A 21,357-nucleotide genomic window follows, 5' to 3' on the forward strand; every position below is an offset into this window, starting at 1 on the left:
ACATGAAAACTCTGAAAGCCGCTGCCTTTAGCCTGCTATGCGCTTCGCCCCTGGCGAGCGCCGGCGAGCTGATCTATCAACCCATCAACCCCTCCTTTGGTGGCGACCCTTTCAATGGCAGCTATCTACTGGGAAAGGCACAAGCACAGGATACCAATAAGGATCCCAGTGCCTCCCGTTACGAGCCAATGACAACGACTGAACGTCTGGTCCAGAGTTTGCAAAGCAGCCTGGTTAATCAACTGATACGTGATGTCAATAGTGGAGAAGTCGAACAGGGCGTCTTTGACACCAGCGAGTTCGGTGTGGTGATCAACGACGATGGCGGTCAATTGAGCATTGATGTCACCGACAAGATCACGGGTGATGTGACTACCATCAATGTCGGTGGCCTGGCGGACTTTTAAAAATCCAGTAACCAATAATTTATAACCAGGGAACGAGACATGAAGTTAATATTTTTGTGCTTGGCACTTATAAGCCTCAGCGGCTGTGCCAGCATGGTAGCCAACTCGGAAGGGCTGCAGGGCGAGCCCGCAACACTCACCCCCCGCAGCGGAACCTATCAGGACCTGATCGCACTGCCGCCGCCAGCCGGCAAGATTTACGCGTCAGTCTATGACTTTCGCGATATGACCGGTCAATATAAACCCGCGCCTGCCAGTACTTTTTCCACGGCGGTAACCCAAGGGGCCGCCGCCATGCTCACCGGGGCGCTGGCCGATTCGGGCTGGTTCATTCCGTTGGAGCGTGTCGGGCTACAGAATTTGTTGACCGAGCGACGCATCATCCGCGCCGAGTTCGAGCGTTTCGGCCAGCCCGATACATTGCCGTCGTTACGCGCGGCATCAGTCATGTTAGAAGGTGGCATCATCGCCTACGAATCGAATATCCGTACCGGCGGTGCGGGGGCCGAATACTTCGGCATCGGCGCCTCGGGGCAATATCAAGTCGACCAGGTAACCGTGAACCTGCGCGCCATCGAAATTTCCTCGGGTGAAGTACTGGCCAATGTCACTACCACCAAGACCATCTATTCCAAGGAGCTACGGGCCGGCGTCTACCGGTTCATTGATTTCAGTCGCCTGCTGGAAGCCGAAGCCGGTATCACCAATAACGAACCGGTCCAACTTGCCGTCATGTCAGCGATCGAATCATCGGTCATCCATCTGATCGCCCGTGGAGTGACTACCAACCTATGGAATCTACCTGAAGGCACGGATATCCAGGGCACCATTCTCGGCGAATATCTGGAAGCCCCGACCCCCATGCTTTGATCTCTCCTGTGATGAAGGCGGCAGGCTCAGCCTGCCGCCTCTAGCTCGAGCCAGTTTCTCCCACCCTGTCGATCGAAGCCAGTAACGTAAGTAATCAAGCTTTCAAGTGAGACAATCCAAGCCTCCCAAACCACTCTGACAGCACTCTTGAATCGGCATCAATTATTCAAACCTCATTAGTACCAGTAATTCAATACCAACAATATTGAAGTTTTAATTAAATATTAAAATTTGGCACTAGAAAAACAATCCTTATAATTGGCTAATATTTCTTATGGAAAAAGCCTCCAAATGTATCAAACTGTACATATAGGGTTAAGAAAAATTACATCTTGTAATAAAACAGATGGAACGCGGAATATCATGAGCGCGACGCATAAATTAATCTGGAAACATAACTACGCTAGGATGTTTGCGCCCTCGCTATGTGTGCTTTTACTGATGGCATTAAGCCAAGTGACTCATGCGCAGGAACCAAACCTGAAAAATGAAAATAATAGCAACCCCGGACGGGAAAAAATACAGATTTTCATTGCTGCCCCAGGGTTGCAATCTTCTTTTGCATGGCCAAACTCTTGGCGTAGCAATAGCAGCGTTATTACCCAGGTGGGTAACGGTAACCAGGCTCGTGTAGACCAGCGGCGTGATAGGACAAATTTTGATTACGGTAATAATGCAAAAATTTATCAAAATGGTAACTATAACGAAGCCAACATTATCCAGTCGGGCGGCAACAATATCGGCTTGATTGGTCAGATAGGTAATGGCCATCAAGCAACAATCGAGCAATCCGGCAACAGCTTCGAAGCCCAAGTCAATCAATATGGCTATCAGAGCGAAATTAATATTTCACAATCGGGAAGTGCCCAGCGCAGCATATCCGTGAGCCAAAGAGCCAATTCGGGTGCTACTGCGCCGGTTACTATCCGTACAAACTGAACAAGCCAACTTGTTCAGCAACCTAAGCAATACCAAGTCAACTGAAGGAAAGGGAACCACACATGAAAATGCAGCTTACTTCACTCGCCGCCGCCGCTGTTATGCTATCAATGGCCTCATTAGCTATGGCAGGCAGTACTTCTAATATTAATCAAGAAGGGGCAGGTCATTTTTCAGATGTTGATCAGCAGGGCGCATCAGAATCAAAAATCGATCAATCTGGTGGTGGGGATGATGCGCGAGTAAAGCAGATTGGCACAAGTTATTCTGAAATCAATCAGGTCGGCGGCGGCAATGCTGCTGATGTGAATCAGAATGGCCAAAGTTCATACTCCCAAGTAAACCAGTATGATGTTAATAACACAGCCGATATTACTCAAACTGGCAACAATCTTTGGTCACGCGTCAACCAAGCCGAAGGAAGAAACGGTCATGGTAATTACGCTGAGGTTGATCAGCGCTCATGGGAGAATGATTCAAATATCACACAACTCAGGAGCGATAACGAAGCATACGTTAAACAGTATGGCGCCTATAACGAATCTGATATTCTCCAAGCTGGTGGAAACGAAGCTTATATAGGGCAGTATGACGACAACAATACCTCTTATGTATCCCAATATACTTCTGGCGGTGATGCTAACTACACTAAAGTCACACAAAGCAGCAACTATAACTATTCTTCTGTTGCTCAGCGCGGCACAGGTAACGAAACTGTAGTTTACCAACACTAAAATAGTCATTAATAGCCTCGTGATAAGCGAGGCTATTATTTTTTATTTTCAATCCTAATTTAAGAATTACGTTCACATAAAATTGCTAACGAACTGAAATTTTAACCTCACTCCCCTTGCCCTGAGTCGACGAACGCGAGCGATTGCCATCCTTGCGAATCTCGATTTCAATCCGTCCCGAGTCATTCAGCACCGTTACAGTCCCGGCAATCGCTTCACCGCTATAGGCATAACTGGCCGGAACACTACCTGACTCCTCGAATTGCTGCTGCTTACCATTACTGCCGTTTACCGTCCAGGTTGCGCTATAGCGCGTTTCGTCGGTTCCGGTGATATTGATTTGAATGTTGTTCTCCGCATCCGATGCTGCTGACGACATATCGCCTCCCCATGCTGTGCTGATGGCGCCAAGACATGCCGTCAGCAGTATTAAGCGTCGCAACCCGTTTGGCATGATCTCTCCTGTTAACAGGACGTATCCGAGACAGCCAGAGGCAATTTTTCCTGTCCGCCTACAGACTCGGCTTCGTCATGGAATTACAAAAGACGCAATCGCTCCTGAATCAGCCCCACCAACGTCAGGTTGGCATTCTCGGCGGTGGTGTCCAGATGCAACAGGTGCAGCCGCTCATCCTCTTCGAAGGCTTCGAAATCGCGCTGCTGGCGCTCGAGCACGGCCAAACCGGCTTCCGAGGGATCGCCCCCACGCTTGGCACGCTTGACGATGCGAGCCCGCAACGTCTGATCATCGGCTTCGAAACTGACCATCAACACCGGCAATCCCCGCGCTTCGGCCTGTTGGCGCAGCAAGTCGCGCTGCTCGCGCTTCAGGCAGGTCGCGTCGATACATACCGGAAAGCCGGCCTCCAACAGTACGCCACTCAGTTGCGCCAGGCGTCGATAGGTCTGCTCGGTGGCTTGGCGGTTGTAGATATCCACCTCCGCCTGTCCGGTCTCGGCCTGTGGATTAAAGCCATACAGCCGCTTGCGCTCGACGTCGGAACGTAACCGGATTCCACCCAGGCGCTGGACCATCTCGCCGGTGAAACGGCTCTTGCCGCTGCCCGACACGCCCACCCCGATAACCAGATAAGGAAAGTTGAATTCGGCGTACTGCCCGGCCAGGGCGATGTAGCGGCGATAATCGGCCATGATCGCCTGGCGGTCGACGCGGTGCAGTTCCGGCTGGTGATAGCCCAGCATCGCCACCTTGGCGCGTACCAGCGCACGATACAGCTTGTAGAAAGGCAACAGCCGCACCAACGTGTAATCGCCCGACAGTTCCAGATAGCGATTCAGGGTGTGATTGGCGAACGTCTGCTCGCCGCGCGCCTCGAGATCCATGAGCAGGAAGGCAAGGTCGCTGCCGACATCGTTCCAGCGCAGCTCATCATTGTACTCGATACCATCGAAGAGCAGTACCTGACCCTCGTGCTGGACGGCATTGCCCAGATGGACGTCGCCGTGGGTTTCGCGCACGAAGCCTTCGCGATGGCGCCGATCGAACTCGCCGGCCAGCCGTTCGAAGGCTTCCGTCACCCAGGTGCTGAGATGTTCGAGGCGGCGCTGATCGGCGCCGCTCGGCAATCGCGCTGCGATCAGCTCGAACTCGCGGGTGAGGATGGCCCGCAGTGCATTCCGCGAGCCATGATCACTCTCGGAGGACAGGCACTCGGCGCCTTCATGAAACGCCACCAACTGGTCGACCAGATTGTCGAGCAATTCCAGCGAGAGTTCGCCGCTGGCCTGCAAGTGGCTGAAAAGATGGCGATTGCTGAACTGACGCATCTTCACGGCGTATTCGAAGGGCGCACTGGCGTCGTTGACCCGGGGGCGCTTTTCATCGCCGGACAGCGCCACCACGCCGAGATACAGATTGGGCGACAAGCGGCGATTGAGGCGCACCTCCTGCTCGCACAAGCGCAGGCGCTTTTCGCATGTGGAAAAGTCCAGGAAGCTGCCGTAATCGAGGGGCTTCTTGATCTTGTAGGCGAAATCGCCGGTCAGCACGATCCACGAAATGTGCGTTTCGAAGACCTCGATGGCCGTGACCGGGTGGTCGTAGCACACGGGGTCTCTGAGGGCATCGATCATCACCTGGCTCACGGCAGTCTCCGACAGTCTGCAAATGGTTCAGCTTGCCATCCCCGCAAAAACGCCCGCCGCGGCGTCCAGCGTCTGACGGATATCCTCATCGCCATGGGCGCTCGACATGAAGCCGGCCTCGAAGGGCGAGGGCGCCAGGTAGACGCCATGGTCGAGCATCGCGACGAAGAAGCGGCAAAACTGAGCGGCGTCGCAGGCGGTCGCCTGGGCGAAATTCTCGACCCGGGACTGGCCGGTAAAGAAGACTCCGAACATGCCTCCGGCTCGCTGCGTGATCAGTTCGATACCGGCATCGGCGGCGCGCTGCTCGAGCCCGTCGCACAAGGTTGCCACCCGTGCGGCCAACGCCTCGTGGAAACCCGGCTCGCGCACCTTGCCGAGCAGCGTGACCCCGGCGGCCATGGCCAGCGGATTGCCGGACAGCGTACCGGCCTGATAGACCGGCCCCAGCGGCGAGATCTGCGCCATGATTGCCTGCTTGCCACCGAAGGCGCCCACCGGCATGCCGCCACCGACGATCTTGCCCAGGCAGGTCAGATCCGGGGTCACCGCGTAATGCGCCTGAGCGCCGCCCAGCGCAACGCGAAAACCGGTCATCACCTCGTCGAAGATCAGTACGCTGGCGTACTGGTCGCAGCGTTCGCGCAGCGCCTCGAGAAAGCCCGGCTTCGGCGGGATGCAATTCATGTTGCCGGCGACCGGTTCAACGATCAGCCCGGCGATCTCGTCGCCGATCTCGGCGAAACAGGCATCCAGCGCGTCGATGTCGTTGTAGGGCAGGGTGATGGTGTGCTCGGCGAGCGAGACAGGGATGCCCGGCGAACTCGGCTCGCCATGGGTCAGCGCCCCCGAGCCGGCCTTGACCAGCAACGAGTCGGTATGGCCGTGGTAGTTGCCCTCGAACTTGACGATCTTGTCGCGCCCGGTATAACCACGCGCCAGACGCACCGCCGACATCGTCGCTTCGGTGCCGGAATTGACCATCCGCACCATCTCGATCGACGGAATGATCTCGCAGATCAGATCCGCCATGGTGGTCTCGATGGCGGTCGGCGTGCCGAACGACAGCCCGGCATCGAGCCGCTCGCGCACCGCGCCGAGCACCTCGGGGTCGGCATGGCCGGTGATCATCGGCCCCCACGAACCGACGTAGTCGATGTAGCGCTTGCCCTCGACGTCGAACAGATAGGCGCCCTGGGCGCGTTCCATGAACAGCGGCGGACGATCCATGCCCTTGAAGGCCCTGACCGGTGAATTCACGCCCCCCGGGATATGCCGGCAGGCCTGTTCGAAAAGTTCGGCGGATGTGGTCATGTCGGCCTCGCGTCAGGTTTGTGGATAACTCTCTGGACAGTTGGAATAACTTACGGTTGGCAGCTTGTGGACAACCTATGCGTAACCGGCATGCTGCCGCAACCCGGCGACACGGCCAGTCGGGTCGTCACCGCCGAATACCGCGTAAACCGTCGCCAGCAGGTCGCCCCCGGCATGCCGCACCCTGGCCACATTGTCGACGTCCAGCCCACCGATGGCCACCCGCGGCAGGCCGAAGCGCGCCGCCTCGGCGAGCAGTTCAAGTGGCGCCGGCGAAGCCTCGGGCTTGGTCTGCGAGGCGAAGAAGCGGCCGAAGGCCAGGTAGCTGGCGCCTGCTGCGGCGGCCCGCTCGGCGATGGCCAGACTGGCATAGCAGCTGGCGCCGATGATCGGTTCGCTGCCGAGTAGACGGCGCGCCTCGTCCAGCGAAGTATCTTGCTCGCCGAGATGCAGGCCGACGCCGTCGAAGCCGGCCACGCGCAAGCGACGCGTCAGCGCGAGGTCGTCGTTGATGATCAGCGGCACGTCGAAGCGCCGGCACAGGGCGGCCAGTGCCTGCGATTGTCGCCAGCGGCGTGCGTCGTCGGTGGACTTGTCGCGATACTGCAGCAGCGCCAGGCCGCCCTGCAACGCCGCCTCACAGGCCGCGATCAATCGCTCATCGTCGGGCAACAGGCTGCTGTCGGTAATCGCGTAGATACCCCGCTGCCAGCTCATGCTTCGTTGCCAACTCATAGACTGTCTTCCTCGACGGTGAACGGCGTCGGCTGCTGCCACAGCCGACGCGGCAGGACTTGGCCATTGCCGCCTGGCCGCCAGCCGTGACGCAGGCTGTGCCAGGCAAAACGCTGGGCCTGTTCGCAAGCGCTTACCAAGCGTTCGCCGGCCGCCAGCCGGGCGGCCAATGCGGAGGCCAGGGTACAGCCGGAGCCATGGTAGTGATTCGCCAGCCGCGGCCATTGCCATTGGCGGCTACTGTCGGGCGTGTGCAGGGTATGCACCACCTGGTCGGCAGCGGTGCCGGGGACCGGCTCGTCGGTGGCGGTGATCAGCAACGCCTGGCAGCCCAGCGACAGCAGCTCGACGACGCGCTCGACATCCTCGCTCTGATTACCGGCCAGACGCGCCAGCTCGCGGCGATTGGGAGTCAATACATCGACCAGCGGCAGCAGCCGGCGGCGCAGGTCGTCGACCAGCTCGCGGGAACTCAGTTCGCTGCCGCCGCCGGCGCTGAGTACCGGATCGATCACCACCGGTACCCCAGGGCAGGCGCGGATCACGTCCTCCACGGCATCGAGGGTTTGCTCGGCGGCGATCAGACCCACCTTGATCGCAGCGATCTCGAACTCGTCGAGCAGCGGCCAGACCATGTCGCGCACGCTATCGCCGGGGCACGGCATGACCCGCAGTACATCGCGGGTAGTCTGTACCGTCAGACTGGTCGGCACGGTGAGCGCCCAGCCGCCACAGGCGGCGATCGCCTCGCCATCGGCGATCAGTCCGGCGCCGCCGGTGGGGTCGTGGCCGCCCAGCGCGAGCACCACGGGAAGCTTGGCATCGTGCATCAGAACGGCTTCACCACGACCAGGATGAGGATCAGCACCAACGCAATGGTCGGTGCCTCGTTGAAGGCCCGGAAGAAGCGCTCCGACTTTTCGCAGGTACCCGCTGCCAGGCGCTTCATGTAGACCAGGCACATATGGTGGTAGCCGATCAACGCAGCGACCAGCAGCAATTTGGCATGCAGCCAGGCTTGTGTGAGGAAACCGGGCACCAGGTAGATCAGCCAACCGCCGAACAGCACCACGGCGATCATCGAGGGAGTCATGATCGCGCGATACAGCTTGCGCTCCATCACCTTGAAATAGTCGATGGCTTGCGTATCGCCCTTGTCACGTGCCTGGGCGTGGTAGACGAATAGTCGCGGCAGGTAGAACAGCGCCGCGAACCAGGTCACCACGGCCAACAGGTGAAGGGCTTTTATCCATGGATACATGGCATCTCCTCGATAGGACTGGCTGAATTCAGCGCTTGTAACGCCAATCAGGGCTTGTAGCGCCGGTCAGGGTTTATAGCGATAGTAGCTCTCGATGGCGCTGCGGGTGATGATACCGGAAATCTTCTGGATCATCGGCGCCGTGGTGTGCTGAACGTAGAGCGCGTCGACGCCATAGTCGTTGAGACGATCGAAGGCTTCGCTGAGCGTCGCCTGGAGATGAATGGGCGCCAGCTCGAGGCGCTGACCGGGGATTTCCAGCAGATCGATACCGCGCTCATCGAGCTCCTGCTCGTCGAGCAGCGCCCGCGCCAGGTCGGCGGCCTTGAGCGCCAAGGGCGACTTGTCGTCGCTGGAACGGATGATCACCAGCCAGGTGGGCTTGTCGTCGAGCAACTTGCGCGCCTGCTCGGGGGTGATCCTGCGCTGGGTGCGCGCCACGCTGCGTTCCATCACCGCCGGCACCGCGACCCGCGACAGCGCCTGCATCAATGGCTGCTGCAACCGATGCAGGCCATGCTGCGTCTGGGTCACGAAGAATCCCTGGCATCCACAGATCTGACGTGAAGTGAGCATCGCCACCGCCACCGACAACATGCCCGGCAGGATGATATTGGGATTGTGGGTCAGCTCGAGCAGTGCCATCAGCGCCGCCAACGGCGCCTGCAGCACCGCCCCCATCATCGCCGCCATGCCCAGCATGGCGTAGAACGTGGCATCGGAGGCGACCTGTGGCCACAGCCAGCCTCCCAGCATCCCGCACAGCGCCCCCGCAGCGGCACCCACCACCAGTATCGGCCCGATGATGCTGACCGACACGCCACAGGCAACGGCGCCGGCGGTCAGCAACAGCTTGCCGATGGCAACGGCCACCAGAACGTCCGTGGCCACGTTGCCGGCCAATGCGGCACCCAGCGTGTCATAGCCCATGCCCTGGACCTGGGGATACCACCAGGCCACGGCGCCGACGCTCACACCGACCAAGGCCAGGCGCAACCATCCCGGCACGGACTTCAGGTATGCGTCGCTGCGGGCCATGTGGACGAACAGACCGGCAAGCAGCCCGATGATCAAGGCGGTGACGATGATCCACGGTAAGTCGATCAACGATCCCAGGCTCACCGGCGGCACCTGGAAGGCCGGCGTGCTGCCGTAAACCAGCTGCGCGACCACCGCTCCCGTGCTCGATGCCAGGATCACCGGCAGGAAACCGGCCGTGGTGTATTCCATCATCACCACTTCCATGGCGAAGATGACCCCGGCGATGGGTGTGTTGAATGACACCGCGATGCCTGCGGCCGTGCCGCACCCGACCAACACCCGCAAGCTGTTGTGAGGCAGGCGCAGACCCTGACCAAGCCCACTGGAGGCCGCCGCAGCGAGATGGATAGCCGGCCCCTCGCGCCCGGCAGAGAGCCCGCCGACGACGGAAACGATCCCGATCCACCACTGGTTGATCCAGTTGCGTAGCGGAAAACGACCCTGATGATAACTGAGCCGATCGATGACATGAGCAACGCCGATCTTGCGTGCCTGGCGTGGCTGGCGCCACAGCCAGACGCCGATCAGCGTGACCGCGGCGATCGGCAACAGCGAGCGCAGGTAGGGCGACAGTGCCTCGAAGGATTCGATGTTGCCTTGTGGCATCAGCAGCCAGGCACCCACGCCGAGAAGCAACCGGAAGATGACCATCACGCCACCGGTCACCAGACCCGATGCAACCCCGAGCACACAGAGCTGGGGCAGCGCGTCGACACTGGCCAACTGGCGACGAAAACGCTCGAGGCTAAGATCGGGCAAGGGCAGACGAGGCAAGACATGTTCCTTACAGTCTGGCTGGGAAGACTGGCGATTAGGCCAGAGAAGTCACCCACACCCTGTGTATCATATTTCAAGGTCAACGTCTTAGCCGCCGGCGGCCACTTGTGCGCTGGCAAAAGTTGACCCTTTTGCTGGGGATTGTGGATAATTGGCCCAGTCACCGACGAAAGTAAGTCACCGACGAAATAAGTCACTCACGGATTCCTGGAGGCCCCACATGAGCGGTGCCGCATCCTTCGCCCCCACGCCGTTGCTGATGACCGATTCGGCCGTTCATCGCCTGCGCGCGCTGGCCGACGAGGAGAGCAATACGTCCCTCAAACTGCGCGTCTACGTCACCGGCGGCGGCTGCTCGGGCTTTCAATACGGCTTCGATTTCGCCGACACCGTCGCCGAGGACGATACCCTGATCGAGATCAATGACGTCGCGATGGTCGTGGATCCGCTGTCCTATCAGTATCTGGTCGGCTCGACCGTCGACTTCGAGGAAGGACTGGCCGGCGCGCGGTTTCTGATCAAGAACCCCAATGCCAGCTCGACCTGCGGCTGCGGCGCCTCGTTCATGGTCTGAACCGCCGGTTCCTACATCGACCGAGTCAAGGCTCGCACCAACCCCTGCTTGACGGCTTCCCGGGAACTCGCCAAGGTAAAAGGCGTGTTCCAATGAATAAAATTTCCAACTGGGGAACCCCATGAAAAGCAATACATTCAAGGCTCTTCGACGTTTCATGTGGATTTGGCCTGATCCAGCAGGCTCCCCACCGGGCTGCCAATCAGATAGATCATGGTGATGAAGTAGCCCTCGTTGCGGTACCCGCGAGCCCGTGATCGGGCGGCTTGAAACAAGCTGTTCATCCCTTCCAGTCGTGCATTGGTCAGCGCCGATAGCCAGCGCCGAATGACCCGGTCGGCATGCCGTTCCAGGGTGTTCAACGCCTTCCTGACCGGCGCCAACAGGGCCTTGTCCGCGATCGCCTCCCGGGCGAAATTAAGGAAGTGGGTGATCCGCCAGCGGGCCCCGCGAGGGGTGGGCGCCTGCTGAATCCAGCGCAGCTTCTCCTTGATGATCCAGGCATCGGCCGTGGCGCTTTCGTCAGCCAGCAGTTCCTGCAAGGCGGTGATCTGGTGGGGCGTCAGGTTGTCGGATTCCGCGTTGCGCAGGACGGCCCAGCGCAGGTGCTTGGGGTGTGGCTGTTCGCGCCGCTCACGCTTTCTGACCTCATCCAGGGCGCGCGTGAAGGTCTGCACGATATGAAACCAGTCAACGGTGACCTCGGCGTTGGGTAACTGCGCTTCCACACCCTTGAGGAACGCCGGCGACATGTCGCAGACCACCTCCAGCACGTTGCCGGGATCGCCCTGATGCGCGGCCAGGAAGTCGCTGAAGGCCTCGACCGTGGCCTTGCCACGGCCCGGCACGGCGAAGAGCACGGGCTCGGTCTTGCGCTGCATGTCGAGGAACACGGTGACGTAACGATGGCCGCGCTTGGCCGCGGTTTCATCCAAGCCCACGGCCTTGACCTCGGATAAATCGAGTTGCTCGAGCATGCAACCGACATAGTGATGCACGATGCGCCACAGACGCTTGTCGGTGATCTCGATCAGGCGGGCGGCGGCCAGCACCGGCATCTCCCGGACCAGGGCCATGGCGGCCTGCTCGAACAGCAGGGTGAAGTCGCTCCCGGGACGCGCCCAGGGCACCTCGACACGTTTGATGCCATGTTCGGGACACTTGGCGCGGGGCACCCGAGCATGCAGGTAACAGTGATGCTGAAAGAAGTTCAGATGGCGCCAGGTCCTGGTGGTGAAGTCATGCGCAGGACAGGCCTTGCCGCACTCAGGGCAGGGGTAAAGACTACCTCGCTCGGCTTCGACATGGAGGTCCAGACGGTGAGGTGACACGGCAGTATCCAGGTGCTGATCCTTGAGAGTCCAAGGTGCTTCAAGGCCCAGGCCAAGGGTCAGAATCTGCGTACTGTTCATGTCCTGCCTCCTGTCCATGTGGAGGTCATATCCTGGCCCAGTTCAAGGGACGAATTCCACACCCAACGACGAAGAGCCACATTCAAGCAGGCTACACTGATTACCGCCATGGCCTTGGGACTGGGCATTTCGGCCTTGGCGCCCGCCCAGGAAACTGTCAGCGCCGTTACCGACCCGAGCTTCGTGCCGTTCGAAATGATGGACAAGGAAAGCGGCGAGATGGTCGGTTTCGACATGGACATCCTGCGCGAAGTGGCCAAGCGTGCCGGTTTCGACATCAACCTGCGCACCATGGATTTCAACGGCATCATCCCTGCCGTGCAGACCGGCAATGCCGACCTGGCCATCGCCGGCATCACCATCACCGATGAACGCGAGAAGATCGTCGACTTCAGCGATCCCTACTATGACTCGGGCCTGCGCATCCTGGTGGCCGCCAGCAACGACAAGGTCGACGAGCTGAGCGATCTGGAAGGCATGAGCATCGGCACCAAGATCGGCTCCACCAGCTACGACTATCTTCAGAAAAATCTCGGCGACAGTGCCGAAATCAAGCCCTACCCGGGCAGTGCCGACATGTACTTGGCGTTGATGGGGGGTAGCGTCGACGCGGTGTTCTATGATGCACCCAACGTCGGCTACTTCGCCAAGACCCAGGGTGAAGGCAGGGCCAAGGTCGTCGGCCCACTCTACGAGGGCCAGCAGTACGGTATCGCCTTCACCTCCGGCAGCCAGTGGCTGGAGCCCACCAACAAGGCGCTGGCTGCCATGAAGAAAGATGGCACCTACGACGAAATCTACACAAAGTGGTTCGGCGAGGCGCCCAACCAGGACAATACCGCCAAGTAACCACGCGCCGTTAGTCACGGGGCCGGGTGGCCGAAGCGCGCCCGGCCCCGCTTCGTTTCATGCCCAACAGGCGCTCCGTTGGCGGGGCGCCCATCCGGAGACCACGACGTGGACGTCACTTTCCAGTTCGACTGGCAGGCGGCCATCGCCTCGATCCCTTATCTCCTCGAGGGGATCCCCTGGACGCTGCTGATCTCGTTCGGTGGCCTGGCCATCGGCTTCATCATCGGCATCGTCTTCGGCCTGCTACGCATCAATCCGATCCGCCTGCTGCGCTGGCCGGCGATCGCCTACATCGAAATCTTCCGCGGCACCCCGGTACTCGTCCAGGTGCTGTTCATCTTCTATGGCCTGCCACAGGTCATCGGCGGCCCGATCAATGCGCTCACCGCCGGCATCGCCGCCATCGCCCTCAATTCCGGTGCGTACATCTCGGAAATCGTCCGTGGCGGCGTGCAATCGATCGAGAAGGGTCAGCGCGAGGCCGGCCTGTCGCTGGGCTTGTCGCGCACCCAGGCATTTCGCTACATCATCTGGCCACAAGCCCTGCGACGCATGATTCCGGCACTCGGCAACCAGGGCATCGTCAGCATCAAGGACACCTCGCTGTTCTCGGTGATCGGCGTCGGCGAGCTTGTTCGCCAGGGTCAGATCTACATTGCCACCACTTTCACTGCGCTGGAGGTCTACTTCATGGTCGCGCTGATGTATCTGGCGATCACTCTGAGCCTGTCATTCGCCCTGCGGCTGCTCGAGCGCCGCGGTCTGGTCGGCCAATAAGGAACACGCCATGAACGATTCACAGCGTCACGAGGCCCTCCACAAGGCGCCCATCGTCAAGATGGACAAGGTCAACAAGCATTTCGGTTCGCTGCACGTCATGCAGGACATCGATCTCGAGGTGGCCCCCGGCGAGGTGGTGGTGATCGTCGGTGCCAGCGGCTCCGGCAAGTCGACCCTGATTCGCTGCGTCAACGGTCTCGAGGAGTTCCAGAGCGGCGCCATCGAAGTCGACGGCAATCAGCTGTTGCCCTACGGCAAGAGCGGCAGGTCGCTACAGACCATTCGCACCGAAGTCGGCATGGTCTTCCAGCAGTTCAACCTGTTTCCGCATCTGTCGGTGCGCGACAACGTCACCCTGGCACCGCTCAAGGTACGTGGCTGGAATCGCCAGCATTCGACCGAGATCGCCGACCGGCTGCTCGAGCGGGTCGGCATCAGCGATCAGGCCGACAAGTATCCCAGCCAGCTCTCCGGCGGCCAGCAGCAGCGCGTCGCCCTGGCCCGGGCGCTGGCCATGGAACCGCGCTTGATGCTGTTCGACGAGCCGACCTCGGCGCTCGACCCGGAGATGATCGGTGAAGTGCTCGATGCCATGCGCGAGCTGGCCAACGAGGGTATGACGATGATGATCGTCACTCACGAGATGGGCTTCGCCCGGGAAGTCGCCGACCGGGTGATCTTCGTCCATGGCGGCCGCATCGTCGAGCAGGGCCCGCCGGACGAGATCTTCGACAACCCCCGCCACGAACGTACGCAATCCTTCCTCGCGCGAGTGCTCAAGCACTGACCGTTCGACTTTGCCCAGGCAGGCAATGAGCAATCGTTCGCCTGCCTGGACGCAGCGACTCCCTCGATTTCCAGAATCCACCTCACCAAGAAGCCGCCCACAGCGGCTTTTTTGGCTTGTGGATAAGATTTTCTGCCAGCCGCCTCGAATCGGGCCGCAAGCCGTATCGCAGGCGGTTTCCACACTTCGAGACAGGGCTGTTGATCATTACCGGCAATGCCCCGGTACGTATCGGTGGATAAACGGGGTACAATCTCGGCTGTGGATATCCGGGCCATCCATCCACAGTCTCACGACAGCCTGTACCGTTCCGGTCGACTTGTTTTGCAATGCACCATCAACAATGCAAATTTTTGTTTTTGCTACTTTAAAAGTACTTTTCCACAAAAAATGTCCACACCAGTAGTAACAACCACAACAGAACTTCTTCTTTATATATCTACGTTGTTATTGATAGTCGTACGCTCAGCGCGTTGTGTCCAAGGCGGTGTGGAAAACCCCTGACGGTTACCCACAGGGACGTTATACTGGCGCGCTTCATCACACTCGCCAGAACGTACGCGCACCGCGCAAGTCGAGGTAAAAACGTGGATTATCCCAACCGCTTCGATGTCATCGTCATCGGCGGTGGTCATGCGGGAACGGAAGCCGCATTGGCCGCTGCCCGCATGGGTTGCCAGACGCTGCTGCTGACGCACAACATCGAGACGCTCGGACAGATGTCCTGCAATCCGGCCATCGGCGGCATCGGCAAGAGCCACCTGGTCAAGGAGATCGACGCCCTGGGCGGCGCGATGGGGCTGGCAACCGACCAGGCCGGTATCCAGTTCCGGGTACTCAATGCCCGCAAGGGACCGGCGGTGCGCGCCACGCGTGCCCAGGCCGACCGTGTTCGCTACAAGGCGTCGATTCGCGGCCTTCTGGAGAACCAGCCCAACCTGACGCTGTTCCAGCAGGGGGTGGATGACCTGATCGTCGACGGCGACACTGTCCGCGGCGCGGTGACCCAGACCGGAATCCGCTTTCTCGGTGAAACCGTGGTGCTGTGTACCGGCACCTTCCTCGGCGGCATCATCCACATCGGTCTGGATACCCATACCGGCGGCCGTGCCGGCGACCCGCCGGCCAATGCCCTGGCACAACGCCTGCGGGCACTGCCGTTTCGTGTCGATCGGCTCAAGACCGGCACACCGCCGCGCATCGATGCCAAGAGCGTCGACTTCAGCGTCCTCGAGGAGCAGCCCGGCGACGCGCCTAGCCCGCTAATGTCCTACATGGGTTCGCACGCGATGCATCCGCGTCAGGTGAGTTGTCACATCGCCCATACCAACGCGCACACCCACGAGATCATCTTCGCCAACCTCGACCGCTCGCCGATGTATTCCGGCGTGATCGAGGGCGTCGGGCCGCGCTATTGCCCGTCGATCGAGGACAAGGTCCATCGCTTCGCCGACAAGGCGAGCCATCAGGTATTCATCGAACCCGAGGGACTGGAGACCAACGAGCTCTACCCCAACGGCATATCCACCTCGCTGCCGTTCGACGTGCAGCTCGAGGTGGTGCGCTCGATCAGGGGGCTGGAAAACGCCCATATCACCCGTCCGGGCTACGCCATCGAATACGATTTCTTCGATCCGCGCGATCTCCGGCATTCGCTGGAAACCAGATTTATCCATAACCTGTTTTTCGCCGGACAGATCAACGGCACCACGGGTTACGAGGAGGCCGGCGCCCAGGGACTGCTGGCCGGCGTCAACGCCGCACTGCGCGTGCGCGGTGAAGCCAGCTGGTGTCCGCGCCGCGACGAGGCCTACCTTGGCGTGCTGGTCGACGATCTGATCAGCATGGGCACCCAGGAGCCCTACCGCATGTTCACCTCCCGCGCCGAATACCGCTTGCTGTTGCGCGAGGACAACGCCGATCTGCGGCTTACCGAGACCGGACGTTCGCTGGGGCTGGTCGACGATGCCCGCTGGGCGGCGTTCAGCGCCAAGCGCGAGGCGATCGTCGTCGAGCAGGCGCGGCTCAAGGCGACCTGGATTCAGCCGGGCTCGAGCGAAGCCGGGCAACTCGCCGCCAAGTTGCCCAAACCGCTTAATCGCGAGTACAACCTGCTCGAGCTGCTCAAGCGTCCGGAGCTGAACTACGCCGACCTCGTCACTCTCAAAGGCCAGCTCAACGGCGAGGACGTGACCGACGAGCGCGTCGCCGAACAGGTCCAGATCCAGGCCAAGTATCAAGGCTACATCGAGCGTCAGCAGGGCGAGATCGACAAGCTCAAGCGCCACGAGGCGACGCCGCTGCCGGCCGATCTCGATTACACCCGGGTCGAGGGGTTGTCCAACGAGATTCGCGACAAGCTCAATGCGGCTCGCCCGGAGACGCTGGCGCAGGCCGGGCGCATCTCGGGAGTTACCCCGGCGGCGGTATCGCTCCTGCTGATCTACCTGAAGAAGCGCCGGCTGGTGGGTGACGCCCGCGGCGGCGATCGCGCGGTGAATGCATGACACCGGGCTGCGAATGGCTGCTCGACAGCGGTCTCGACGAACTGCGCATCGGCGCCGACGGCCAGGCCCGCGAGCGGCTGCTGGCACTGCTGGCGTTATTGCACAAGTGGAACCGCGCCTATAACCTCACCGCAGTGCGCGACCCCGAGACCATGGTCACCCGGCATCTGCTCGACAGCGCCTCGGTGGCGGCGGCGGTGCGCGGCCCCCGGCTGCTGGATGTCGGCGCCGGGCCCGGATTGCCCGGGCTGGTGCTGGCGATTCTCGATCCGGCGCTCGCCGTGACGCTGCTCGACAGCAACGGCAAGAAGGTGCGCTTCCAGCGTCAGGCGGTGCTCGAACTGGGGCTTGCCAACGTCGCGCCGGTACAGACCCGGGTCGAGGATTACACGGCCACACCGTTCGACCAGATCATTTCGCGGGCCTTCGCCAGCCTGGCCGACTTCGTCGCCCTCAGCGACCGGCTGCTGGCCGTTGACGGCGAATGGCTGGCGATGAAGGGGCCGGCCTGCGAGGATGAGGTCAGCCGGTTGCCGGCCTCGGTCGTGCTCGGCGAGCGCTGTCGCCTTAACGTGCCCGGCGATTCGGCCGTCCGCCACCTGCTGCACCTGCGTCGACGCTAGCCGGCGACTTGGGGATCATCGTCGAGATAGGGAGTCACCCGTGACCAAGATCATCGCCTTGACCAACCAGAAGGGCGGCGTTGGCAAGACCACTACCGCGGTCAACCTGGCGGCCTGCCTGGCGGCGCTCGATCGCCGCGTGCTGCTGGTGGATCTCGATCCGCAGGGCCACGCCACCATGGGCAGCGGGGTCGACAAGCATGAACTGGACGGCAGCGTGCTCGACGTGTTGCTCGGCGAGAAGCGCGCCGCCGAGGTGATTCTCGACTGCCCCGAGGCCGGCTACGCGCTGTTGCCGGGCAATGCCGACCTGACCGCCGCCGAGGTCGATCTGCTCGACCGCGAGGGTCGCGAGCGTTGTCTGCACGAGGCGATCAGCGGCGTGGCCAGCGAATACGACGTGGTGCTGATCGACTGCCCGCCGTCGCTCAACATGCTCACCGTCAATGGCCTGACCGCCGCCGATGGCGTGCTGATTCCGTTGCAGTGCGAGTTCTATGCCCTCGAGGGGCTCTCGGCGCTGCTCGATACCGTCGAGCAGATCCAGGCCAGCGTGAATCCCGCGCTGCAGGTATTCGGCATCGTCCGCACCATGTACGACAACCGCAACAGCCTGACCCGCGACGTCACCAAGCAGTTGCGTGAATACTTCGGCGATACCCTGCTCAAGGCCGCCATTCCCCGCAACGTGCGGGTCGCCGAGGCGCCCAGTCATGGCCTGCCGGTGACCAAGTATGCGCGCTTCTCGCGTGGCAGCCAGGCCCACCGGGTACTGGCCAAGGAACTCATCCGTCGCCTTTCGCTATGACCTGTCGTCATCAATCGGCCAACCTTGCCGAGCCGGGCCAACAATCAAGGAGCGCCCCATGACTCGTAAACGTGCCCTGGGCCGTGGCCTGGATGCCCTGATCGGGGCGAACGCCCGTCGCCGCGACCTGCTCGATACCGATGTGCAGATCGATGGGCCGCTGGAAAGCCGCGAGGAGCCACCGTCGGCAAACGGCGAAGAGCGGCTGGCGCGTCTGCCGCTGGGTCAGCTGAGTCGCGGCAAATATCAGCCGCGTCGCGAGATCCAGCCGGAAGCGCTCGAGGAGCTCACCGACTCGATCCGCAGCCAGGGCGTGATGCAGCCGATCGTGGTGCGCCCGATCGGCGAGGATCGCTACGAGATCATCGCCGGCGAGCGACGCTGGCGGGCCGCCCAGCTTGCCGAGCTCGACACCATCCCGGCGGTGGTGCGCGAGGTCAGCGACCAGAGTGCGTTGGCGCTGGCGCTGATCGAGAACATCCAGCGCGAGAATCTCAACCCGGTCGAGGAAGCCATGGCGCTCAAGCGTCTGCTCGAGGAGTTCGAGCTGACCCAGCAGCAGGTCGCCGACGCGGTGGGCAAGTCCCGCGCCCAGGTCGCCAACCTGCTGCGGCTGCTCGCGCTCGATCCCGAGGTGCAGACGCTGCTCGAGCGCGGCGATCTCGACATGGGACATGCCCGGGCGCTGCTGGTACTGCCCGCGGCGAAACAGCGCAAGGCCGCCCACGAGGTGGTCAACAACGATCTCACCGTGCGTCAGACCGAAGCGCTGGTGAAGAAGTACCAGGAGGGCAAGTCCGCGGAAAAACCGCCCGCCAGGCCCTCGACCGACGTGGCGCGGCTGGAGAGCAAGCTCGGCGATCTGCTCGGTGCGCCGGTGAAGATCCGCCACGGTCAGGGCGGCAAGGGCCGGGTAACCATTCACTACGCCAGTCTCGACGAGCTCGACGGCATCCTCGGGCACATCCGCTGAACCGGGACGACGGATTCTTAGTTAGCCTGTTAACAGGTTTTTCCCGACGATCCTCGCGCTTCGGTCGTAAGGTCGTCCAACTTCGCGTAAATTAGCCGCAGACTCGGTTGAAGGCGGCACGCCGCTTCCCTATAATCCGCCGAGGTCTGACGCCGAGGGTGCGTCGGGTTCGGATTGAAGCTGCGAATGGCGCCGCACAACACGTGAGACTCTATGCCTGATCCGTTACCGGCCCAGATAAAGCGCCCTCAGTTCAAGCGTCTATTGATAGCTCAGACGGCGGTCGTGCTGGTCGCGACGATTATCGGAGCTATCCTGTCAGGCGCAGCAGCGGTTTCGGCATTGTTCGGTGGTCTGGTTTGCCTGCTGCCCAGTGCCTATTTTGCCTGGCGTGCCTTTCGTTATCAGGGGGCTCGATTCGCCAGGGATATCGTCAAGAGTTTCTACCGTGCCGAGGCCGGCAAGTTCGGTTTGACGGCGGCATTGTTTGCCCTGGTGTTCATTGCAGTGCCCCCTTCAAACCCCGCTTTATTCTTTGGCGCTTACGTGGCGACGCTAAGCACGCAGTGGCTGGGCCCCTGGCTGCTGCAACGCCCGTCGCACATCTGACATCGAGGCAGTGCAATGGCAAAAGGCGACAATCTAACGCCCACGGCGTACATCGAGCACCATTTGCAGAACCTGACCTTCGGTCTGCATCCGGAAAACGGCTGGTCATTCGCCAAGAATGCAGAACAAGCCGCCGAAATGGGCTTCTGGGCGATCCACGTCGACACCATGGCCTGGTCGATCGGTCTGGGCATCCTGTTCCTGTGGATTTTTCGCAAGGCCGCCAAGATGGCGAGCACCGGCGTGCCCGGGGGGCTGCAGAATTTCGTCGAGATGATGGTCGAGTTCGTCGACAATTCGGTGAAGGAGACCTTTCATGGCCGCAGCAAGCTGATTGCGCCGCTGTCATTGACGATCCTGTGCTGGATCTTCCTGATGAACCTGATGGATCTGGTGCCGGTCGATTTTCTGCCGACGCTGGCGCAGAAGGTCGGTGTGATGTTCGGCGCCGACCCATCGAGTGTGTATTTCAAGGTGGTGCCGACCACTGATATCAATGTCACCCTGGGCATGTCGCTGTCGGTCTTCGCGTTGATCATCTTCTACGCGATTCGCTCCAAGGGGGTCTCGGGTTTTATCGCCGAATTGACGCTGCATCCGTTCAATACCCCCAACAAGTTTTTTCAAGTTCTGCTGATACCTGCCAACTTCCTGCTCGAGGTGGTGACGTTGCTGGCGCGGCCGATTTCGCTGGCGCTGCGTCTGTTCGGTAACCTCTATGCCGGTGAGTTGATCTTCATCCTGATTGGCCTGCTCGGTCTGTGGCAGCTGCCGTTGTATTTTCCCTGGGCGGTCTTCCATATCCTGATCATCGTTCTTCAGGCGTTTATCTTCATGATGCTGACGATCGTCTATCTGAGCATGGCGACCGAAGAGCATTAACCATGTAATCCCATTAACCCGTAACCCGCTAAACCACTTGACTTGAAATTGGAGTGAACCATGGAAGCACAAGTTCTGGGCATGACCGCTATCGCCGTGTCTCTGCTGATTGGCCTGGGTGCCCTGGGTACCGCCATCGGCTTCGGTATTCTGGGTGGCAAGTTCCTCGAGGGCGCTGCACGCCAGCCGGAGATGATTCCGCAACTGCAGGTGAAGATGTTCATCGTCGCCGGCCTGCTCGACGCCGTGACCATGATCGGTGTCGGTATCGCGCTGTTCTTCACCTTCGCCAACCCGTTTGTCGGTTAAATCACGGGCGGTCGCAAGACCTTCCGGGACGTTAACCCACAAACCTGTGAAGCGAGA

The 21,357-nt window shown here is 60.7% G+C and carries 23 protein-coding genes; 15 read left to right on the plus strand and 8 right to left on the minus strand.

Annotated elements, in window-relative coordinates; genetic code table 11:
• The first annotated feature begins 2 nt into the window (after positions 1–2).
• The 4 genes from HALZIN_RS0114695 (at position 3) to HALZIN_RS17650 (ending at position 2,950) form a co-directional block, all read left to right on the plus strand.
• Entirely contained in the window at positions 3–407 is a 405-nt protein-coding gene (locus tag HALZIN_RS0114695) for a curli assembly protein CsgF (RefSeq protein WP_031384948.1), read from the plus strand.
• Positions 408–446: 39 nt separating this feature from the next.
• On the plus strand, positions 447–1,277 hold the full coding sequence (locus HALZIN_RS0114700) for a CsgG/HfaB family protein (RefSeq protein WP_031384949.1): 831 nt from the start codon (positions 447–449) through the stop codon (positions 1,275–1,277).
• A 363-nt stretch (positions 1,278–1,640) separates the two neighbouring features.
• A complete protein-coding gene (locus HALZIN_RS17645) occupies positions 1,641–2,216 on the plus strand; it encodes a hypothetical protein (protein ID WP_160171099.1) in 576 nt (191 codons plus the stop codon).
• A 62-nt stretch (positions 2,217–2,278) separates the two neighbouring features.
• Complete coding sequence (locus tag HALZIN_RS17650; RefSeq protein WP_084173616.1) at positions 2,279–2,950, plus strand: hypothetical protein; 672 nt, start codon at positions 2,279–2,281, stop codon at positions 2,948–2,950.
• Between the two features lie 85 nt (positions 2,951–3,035).
• On the opposite strand, the gene HALZIN_RS17970 is transcribed toward HALZIN_RS17650, so the two are convergent.
• From HALZIN_RS17970 to HALZIN_RS0114740, 7 genes are all read right to left on the minus strand, one after another.
• Positions 3,036–3,404 carry a hypothetical protein gene (locus HALZIN_RS17970; protein ID WP_150113125.1) on the minus strand — a complete coding sequence of 123 codons (369 nt, stop codon included), beginning with the start codon at positions 3,402–3,404 and terminating at the stop codon, positions 3,036–3,038.
• 83 nt (positions 3,405–3,487) lie between these two features.
• A complete protein-coding gene (locus tag HALZIN_RS0114715) occupies positions 3,488–5,056 on the minus strand; it encodes a bifunctional aminoglycoside phosphotransferase/ATP-binding protein (RefSeq protein WP_031384950.1) in 1,569 nt (522 codons plus the stop codon).
• A gap of 27 nt (positions 5,057–5,083) precedes the next feature.
• Positions 5,084–6,370 (minus strand): glutamate-1-semialdehyde 2,1-aminomutase, encoded by a 1,287-nt coding sequence (gene hemL / locus HALZIN_RS0114720; RefSeq protein ID WP_031384951.1) that lies wholly within the window; start codon positions 6,368–6,370, stop codon positions 5,084–5,086.
• Positions 6,371–6,445: 75 nt separating this feature from the next.
• On the minus strand, positions 6,446–7,105 hold the full coding sequence (gene thiE / locus HALZIN_RS0114725; protein ID WP_231662938.1) for a thiamine phosphate synthase: 660 nt from the start codon (positions 7,103–7,105) through the stop codon (positions 6,446–6,448).
• Positions 7,102–7,935, minus strand: coding sequence for a bifunctional hydroxymethylpyrimidine kinase/phosphomethylpyrimidine kinase (gene thiD / locus HALZIN_RS0114730; RefSeq protein WP_031384953.1), 834 nt, complete (start codon positions 7,933–7,935; stop codon positions 7,102–7,104). The genes thiE and thiD overlap by 4 nt, the downstream gene beginning before the upstream one ends.
• Complete coding sequence (hemJ, locus tag HALZIN_RS0114735) at positions 7,935–8,366, minus strand: protoporphyrinogen oxidase HemJ (RefSeq protein WP_031384954.1); 432 nt, start codon at positions 8,364–8,366, stop codon at positions 7,935–7,937. Before hemJ ends, thiD begins: the two co-directional genes overlap by 1 nt.
• Positions 8,367–8,432: 66 nt before the next feature.
• The gene (locus HALZIN_RS0114740) at positions 8,433–10,181 is read right to left on the minus strand and encodes a chloride channel protein (RefSeq protein WP_031384955.1); all 1,749 of its coding nucleotides are present in this window, start codon (positions 10,179–10,181) and stop codon (positions 8,433–8,435) included.
• 223 nt (positions 10,182–10,404) lie between these two features.
• Between HALZIN_RS0114740 and erpA the strand changes: the two genes are divergently transcribed.
• Entirely contained in the window at positions 10,405–10,758 is a 354-nt protein-coding gene (gene erpA / locus HALZIN_RS0114745) for an iron-sulfur cluster insertion protein ErpA (protein WP_031384956.1), read from the plus strand.
• A 155-nt stretch (positions 10,759–10,913) separates the two neighbouring features.
• On the opposite strand, the gene HALZIN_RS0114750 is transcribed toward erpA, so the two are convergent.
• Entirely contained in the window at positions 10,914–12,170 is a 1,257-nt protein-coding gene (locus HALZIN_RS0114750) for an ISL3 family transposase (RefSeq protein WP_031384182.1), read from the minus strand.
• Positions 12,171–12,278: 108 nt separating this feature from the next.
• Here HALZIN_RS0114750 and HALZIN_RS0114755 point away from each other — a divergent pair, with 108 nt between their 5' ends.
• The 10 genes from HALZIN_RS0114755 (at position 12,279) to atpE (ending at position 21,300) form a co-directional block, all read left to right on the plus strand.
• On the plus strand, positions 12,279–13,019 hold the full coding sequence (locus tag HALZIN_RS0114755) for a transporter substrate-binding domain-containing protein (protein WP_051907543.1): 741 nt from the start codon (positions 12,279–12,281) through the stop codon (positions 13,017–13,019).
• 108 nt (positions 13,020–13,127) lie between these two features.
• Entirely contained in the window at positions 13,128–13,799 is a 672-nt protein-coding gene (locus tag HALZIN_RS0114760; protein WP_031384958.1) for an amino acid ABC transporter permease, read from the plus strand.
• 10 nt (positions 13,800–13,809) lie between these two features.
• Positions 13,810–14,589: an amino acid ABC transporter ATP-binding protein gene (locus HALZIN_RS0114765; RefSeq protein WP_031384959.1), complete on the plus strand. Its 780-nt coding sequence runs from the start codon at positions 13,810–13,812 to the stop codon at positions 14,587–14,589.
• A gap of 587 nt (positions 14,590–15,176) precedes the next feature.
• Positions 15,177–17,096 carry a tRNA uridine-5-carboxymethylaminomethyl(34) synthesis enzyme MnmG gene (gene mnmG, locus HALZIN_RS0114770; protein WP_031384960.1) on the plus strand — a complete coding sequence of 640 codons (1,920 nt, stop codon included), beginning with the start codon at positions 15,177–15,179 and terminating at the stop codon, positions 17,094–17,096.
• Complete coding sequence (rsmG, locus tag HALZIN_RS0114775) at positions 17,093–17,719, plus strand: 16S rRNA (guanine(527)-N(7))-methyltransferase RsmG (RefSeq protein WP_031384961.1); 627 nt, start codon at positions 17,093–17,095, stop codon at positions 17,717–17,719. The genes mnmG and rsmG overlap by 4 nt, the downstream gene beginning before the upstream one ends.
• Positions 17,720–17,759: 40 nt before the next feature.
• On the plus strand, positions 17,760–18,527 hold the full coding sequence (locus HALZIN_RS0114780; RefSeq protein ID WP_031384962.1) for a ParA family protein: 768 nt from the start codon (positions 17,760–17,762) through the stop codon (positions 18,525–18,527).
• A 58-nt stretch (positions 18,528–18,585) separates the two neighbouring features.
• Entirely contained in the window at positions 18,586–19,500 is a 915-nt protein-coding gene (locus HALZIN_RS0114785; protein WP_031384963.1) for a ParB/RepB/Spo0J family partition protein, read from the plus strand.
• 213 nt (positions 19,501–19,713) lie between these two features.
• The gene (locus HALZIN_RS0114790; RefSeq protein WP_031384964.1) at positions 19,714–20,109 is read left to right on the plus strand and encodes a F0F1 ATP synthase subunit I; all 396 of its coding nucleotides are present in this window, start codon (positions 19,714–19,716) and stop codon (positions 20,107–20,109) included.
• Between the two features lie 15 nt (positions 20,110–20,124).
• Entirely contained in the window at positions 20,125–20,991 is an 867-nt protein-coding gene (gene atpB, locus HALZIN_RS0114795) for a F0F1 ATP synthase subunit A (protein ID WP_031384965.1), read from the plus strand.
• 60 nt (positions 20,992–21,051) lie between these two features.
• A complete protein-coding gene (gene atpE / locus HALZIN_RS0114800) occupies positions 21,052–21,300 on the plus strand; it encodes a F0F1 ATP synthase subunit C (RefSeq protein WP_011508579.1) in 249 nt (82 codons plus the stop codon).
• Positions 21,301–21,357: the final 57 nt, after the last annotated feature.

The sequence above is a fragment of the Halomonas zincidurans B6 genome, from assembly GCF_000731955.1.
In the GTDB taxonomy this organism is placed as follows: domain Bacteria; phylum Pseudomonadota; class Gammaproteobacteria; order Pseudomonadales; family Halomonadaceae; genus Modicisalibacter; species Modicisalibacter zincidurans.

Excerpts from the sequence above, each read along its gene's own strand:
- atpB (WP_031384965.1), top strand. The coding sequence starts at position 20,125 with ATGGCAAAAGGCGACAATCTAACGCCCACGGCGTACATCGAGCACCAT.
- atpE (WP_011508579.1), top strand. The coding sequence starts at position 21,052 with ATGGAAGCACAAGTTCTGGGCATGACCGCTATCGCCGTGTCTCTGCTG.
- erpA (WP_031384956.1), top strand. The coding sequence starts at position 10,405 with ATGAGCGGTGCCGCATCCTTCGCCCCCACGCCGTTGCTGATGACCGAT.
- hemJ (WP_031384954.1), bottom strand. The coding sequence starts at position 8,366 with ATGTATCCATGGATAAAAGCCCTTCACCTGTTGGCCGTGGTGACCTGG.
- thiD (WP_031384953.1), bottom strand. The coding sequence starts at position 7,935 with ATGCACGATGCCAAGCTTCCCGTGGTGCTCGCGCTGGGCGGCCACGAC.
- HALZIN_RS0114755 (WP_051907543.1), top strand. The coding sequence starts at position 12,279 with ATGGCCTTGGGACTGGGCATTTCGGCCTTGGCGCCCGCCCAGGAAACT.
- HALZIN_RS0114750 (WP_031384182.1), bottom strand. The coding sequence starts at position 12,170 with ATGAACAGTACGCAGATTCTGACCCTTGGCCTGGGCCTTGAAGCACCT.
- rsmG (WP_031384961.1), top strand. The coding sequence starts at position 17,093 with ATGACACCGGGCTGCGAATGGCTGCTCGACAGCGGTCTCGACGAACTG.
- HALZIN_RS0114790 (WP_031384964.1), top strand. The coding sequence starts at position 19,714 with ATGCCTGATCCGTTACCGGCCCAGATAAAGCGCCCTCAGTTCAAGCGT.
- HALZIN_RS17970 (WP_150113125.1), bottom strand. The coding sequence starts at position 3,404 with ATGCCAAACGGGTTGCGACGCTTAATACTGCTGACGGCATGTCTTGGC.
- HALZIN_RS0114700 (WP_031384949.1), top strand. The coding sequence starts at position 447 with ATGAAGTTAATATTTTTGTGCTTGGCACTTATAAGCCTCAGCGGCTGT.
- HALZIN_RS17645 (WP_160171099.1), top strand. The coding sequence starts at position 1,641 with ATGAGCGCGACGCATAAATTAATCTGGAAACATAACTACGCTAGGATG.
- hemL (WP_031384951.1), bottom strand. The coding sequence starts at position 6,370 with ATGACCACATCCGCCGAACTTTTCGAACAGGCCTGCCGGCATATCCCG.
- HALZIN_RS0114695 (WP_031384948.1), top strand. The coding sequence starts at position 3 with ATGAAAACTCTGAAAGCCGCTGCCTTTAGCCTGCTATGCGCTTCGCCC.
- HALZIN_RS0114765 (WP_031384959.1), top strand. The coding sequence starts at position 13,810 with ATGAACGATTCACAGCGTCACGAGGCCCTCCACAAGGCGCCCATCGTC.
- HALZIN_RS0114785 (WP_031384963.1), top strand. The coding sequence starts at position 18,586 with ATGACTCGTAAACGTGCCCTGGGCCGTGGCCTGGATGCCCTGATCGGG.
- thiE (WP_231662938.1), bottom strand. The coding sequence starts at position 7,105 with ATGAGTTGGCAACGAAGCATGAGCTGGCAGCGGGGTATCTACGCGATT.
- HALZIN_RS17650 (WP_084173616.1), top strand. The coding sequence starts at position 2,279 with ATGAAAATGCAGCTTACTTCACTCGCCGCCGCCGCTGTTATGCTATCA.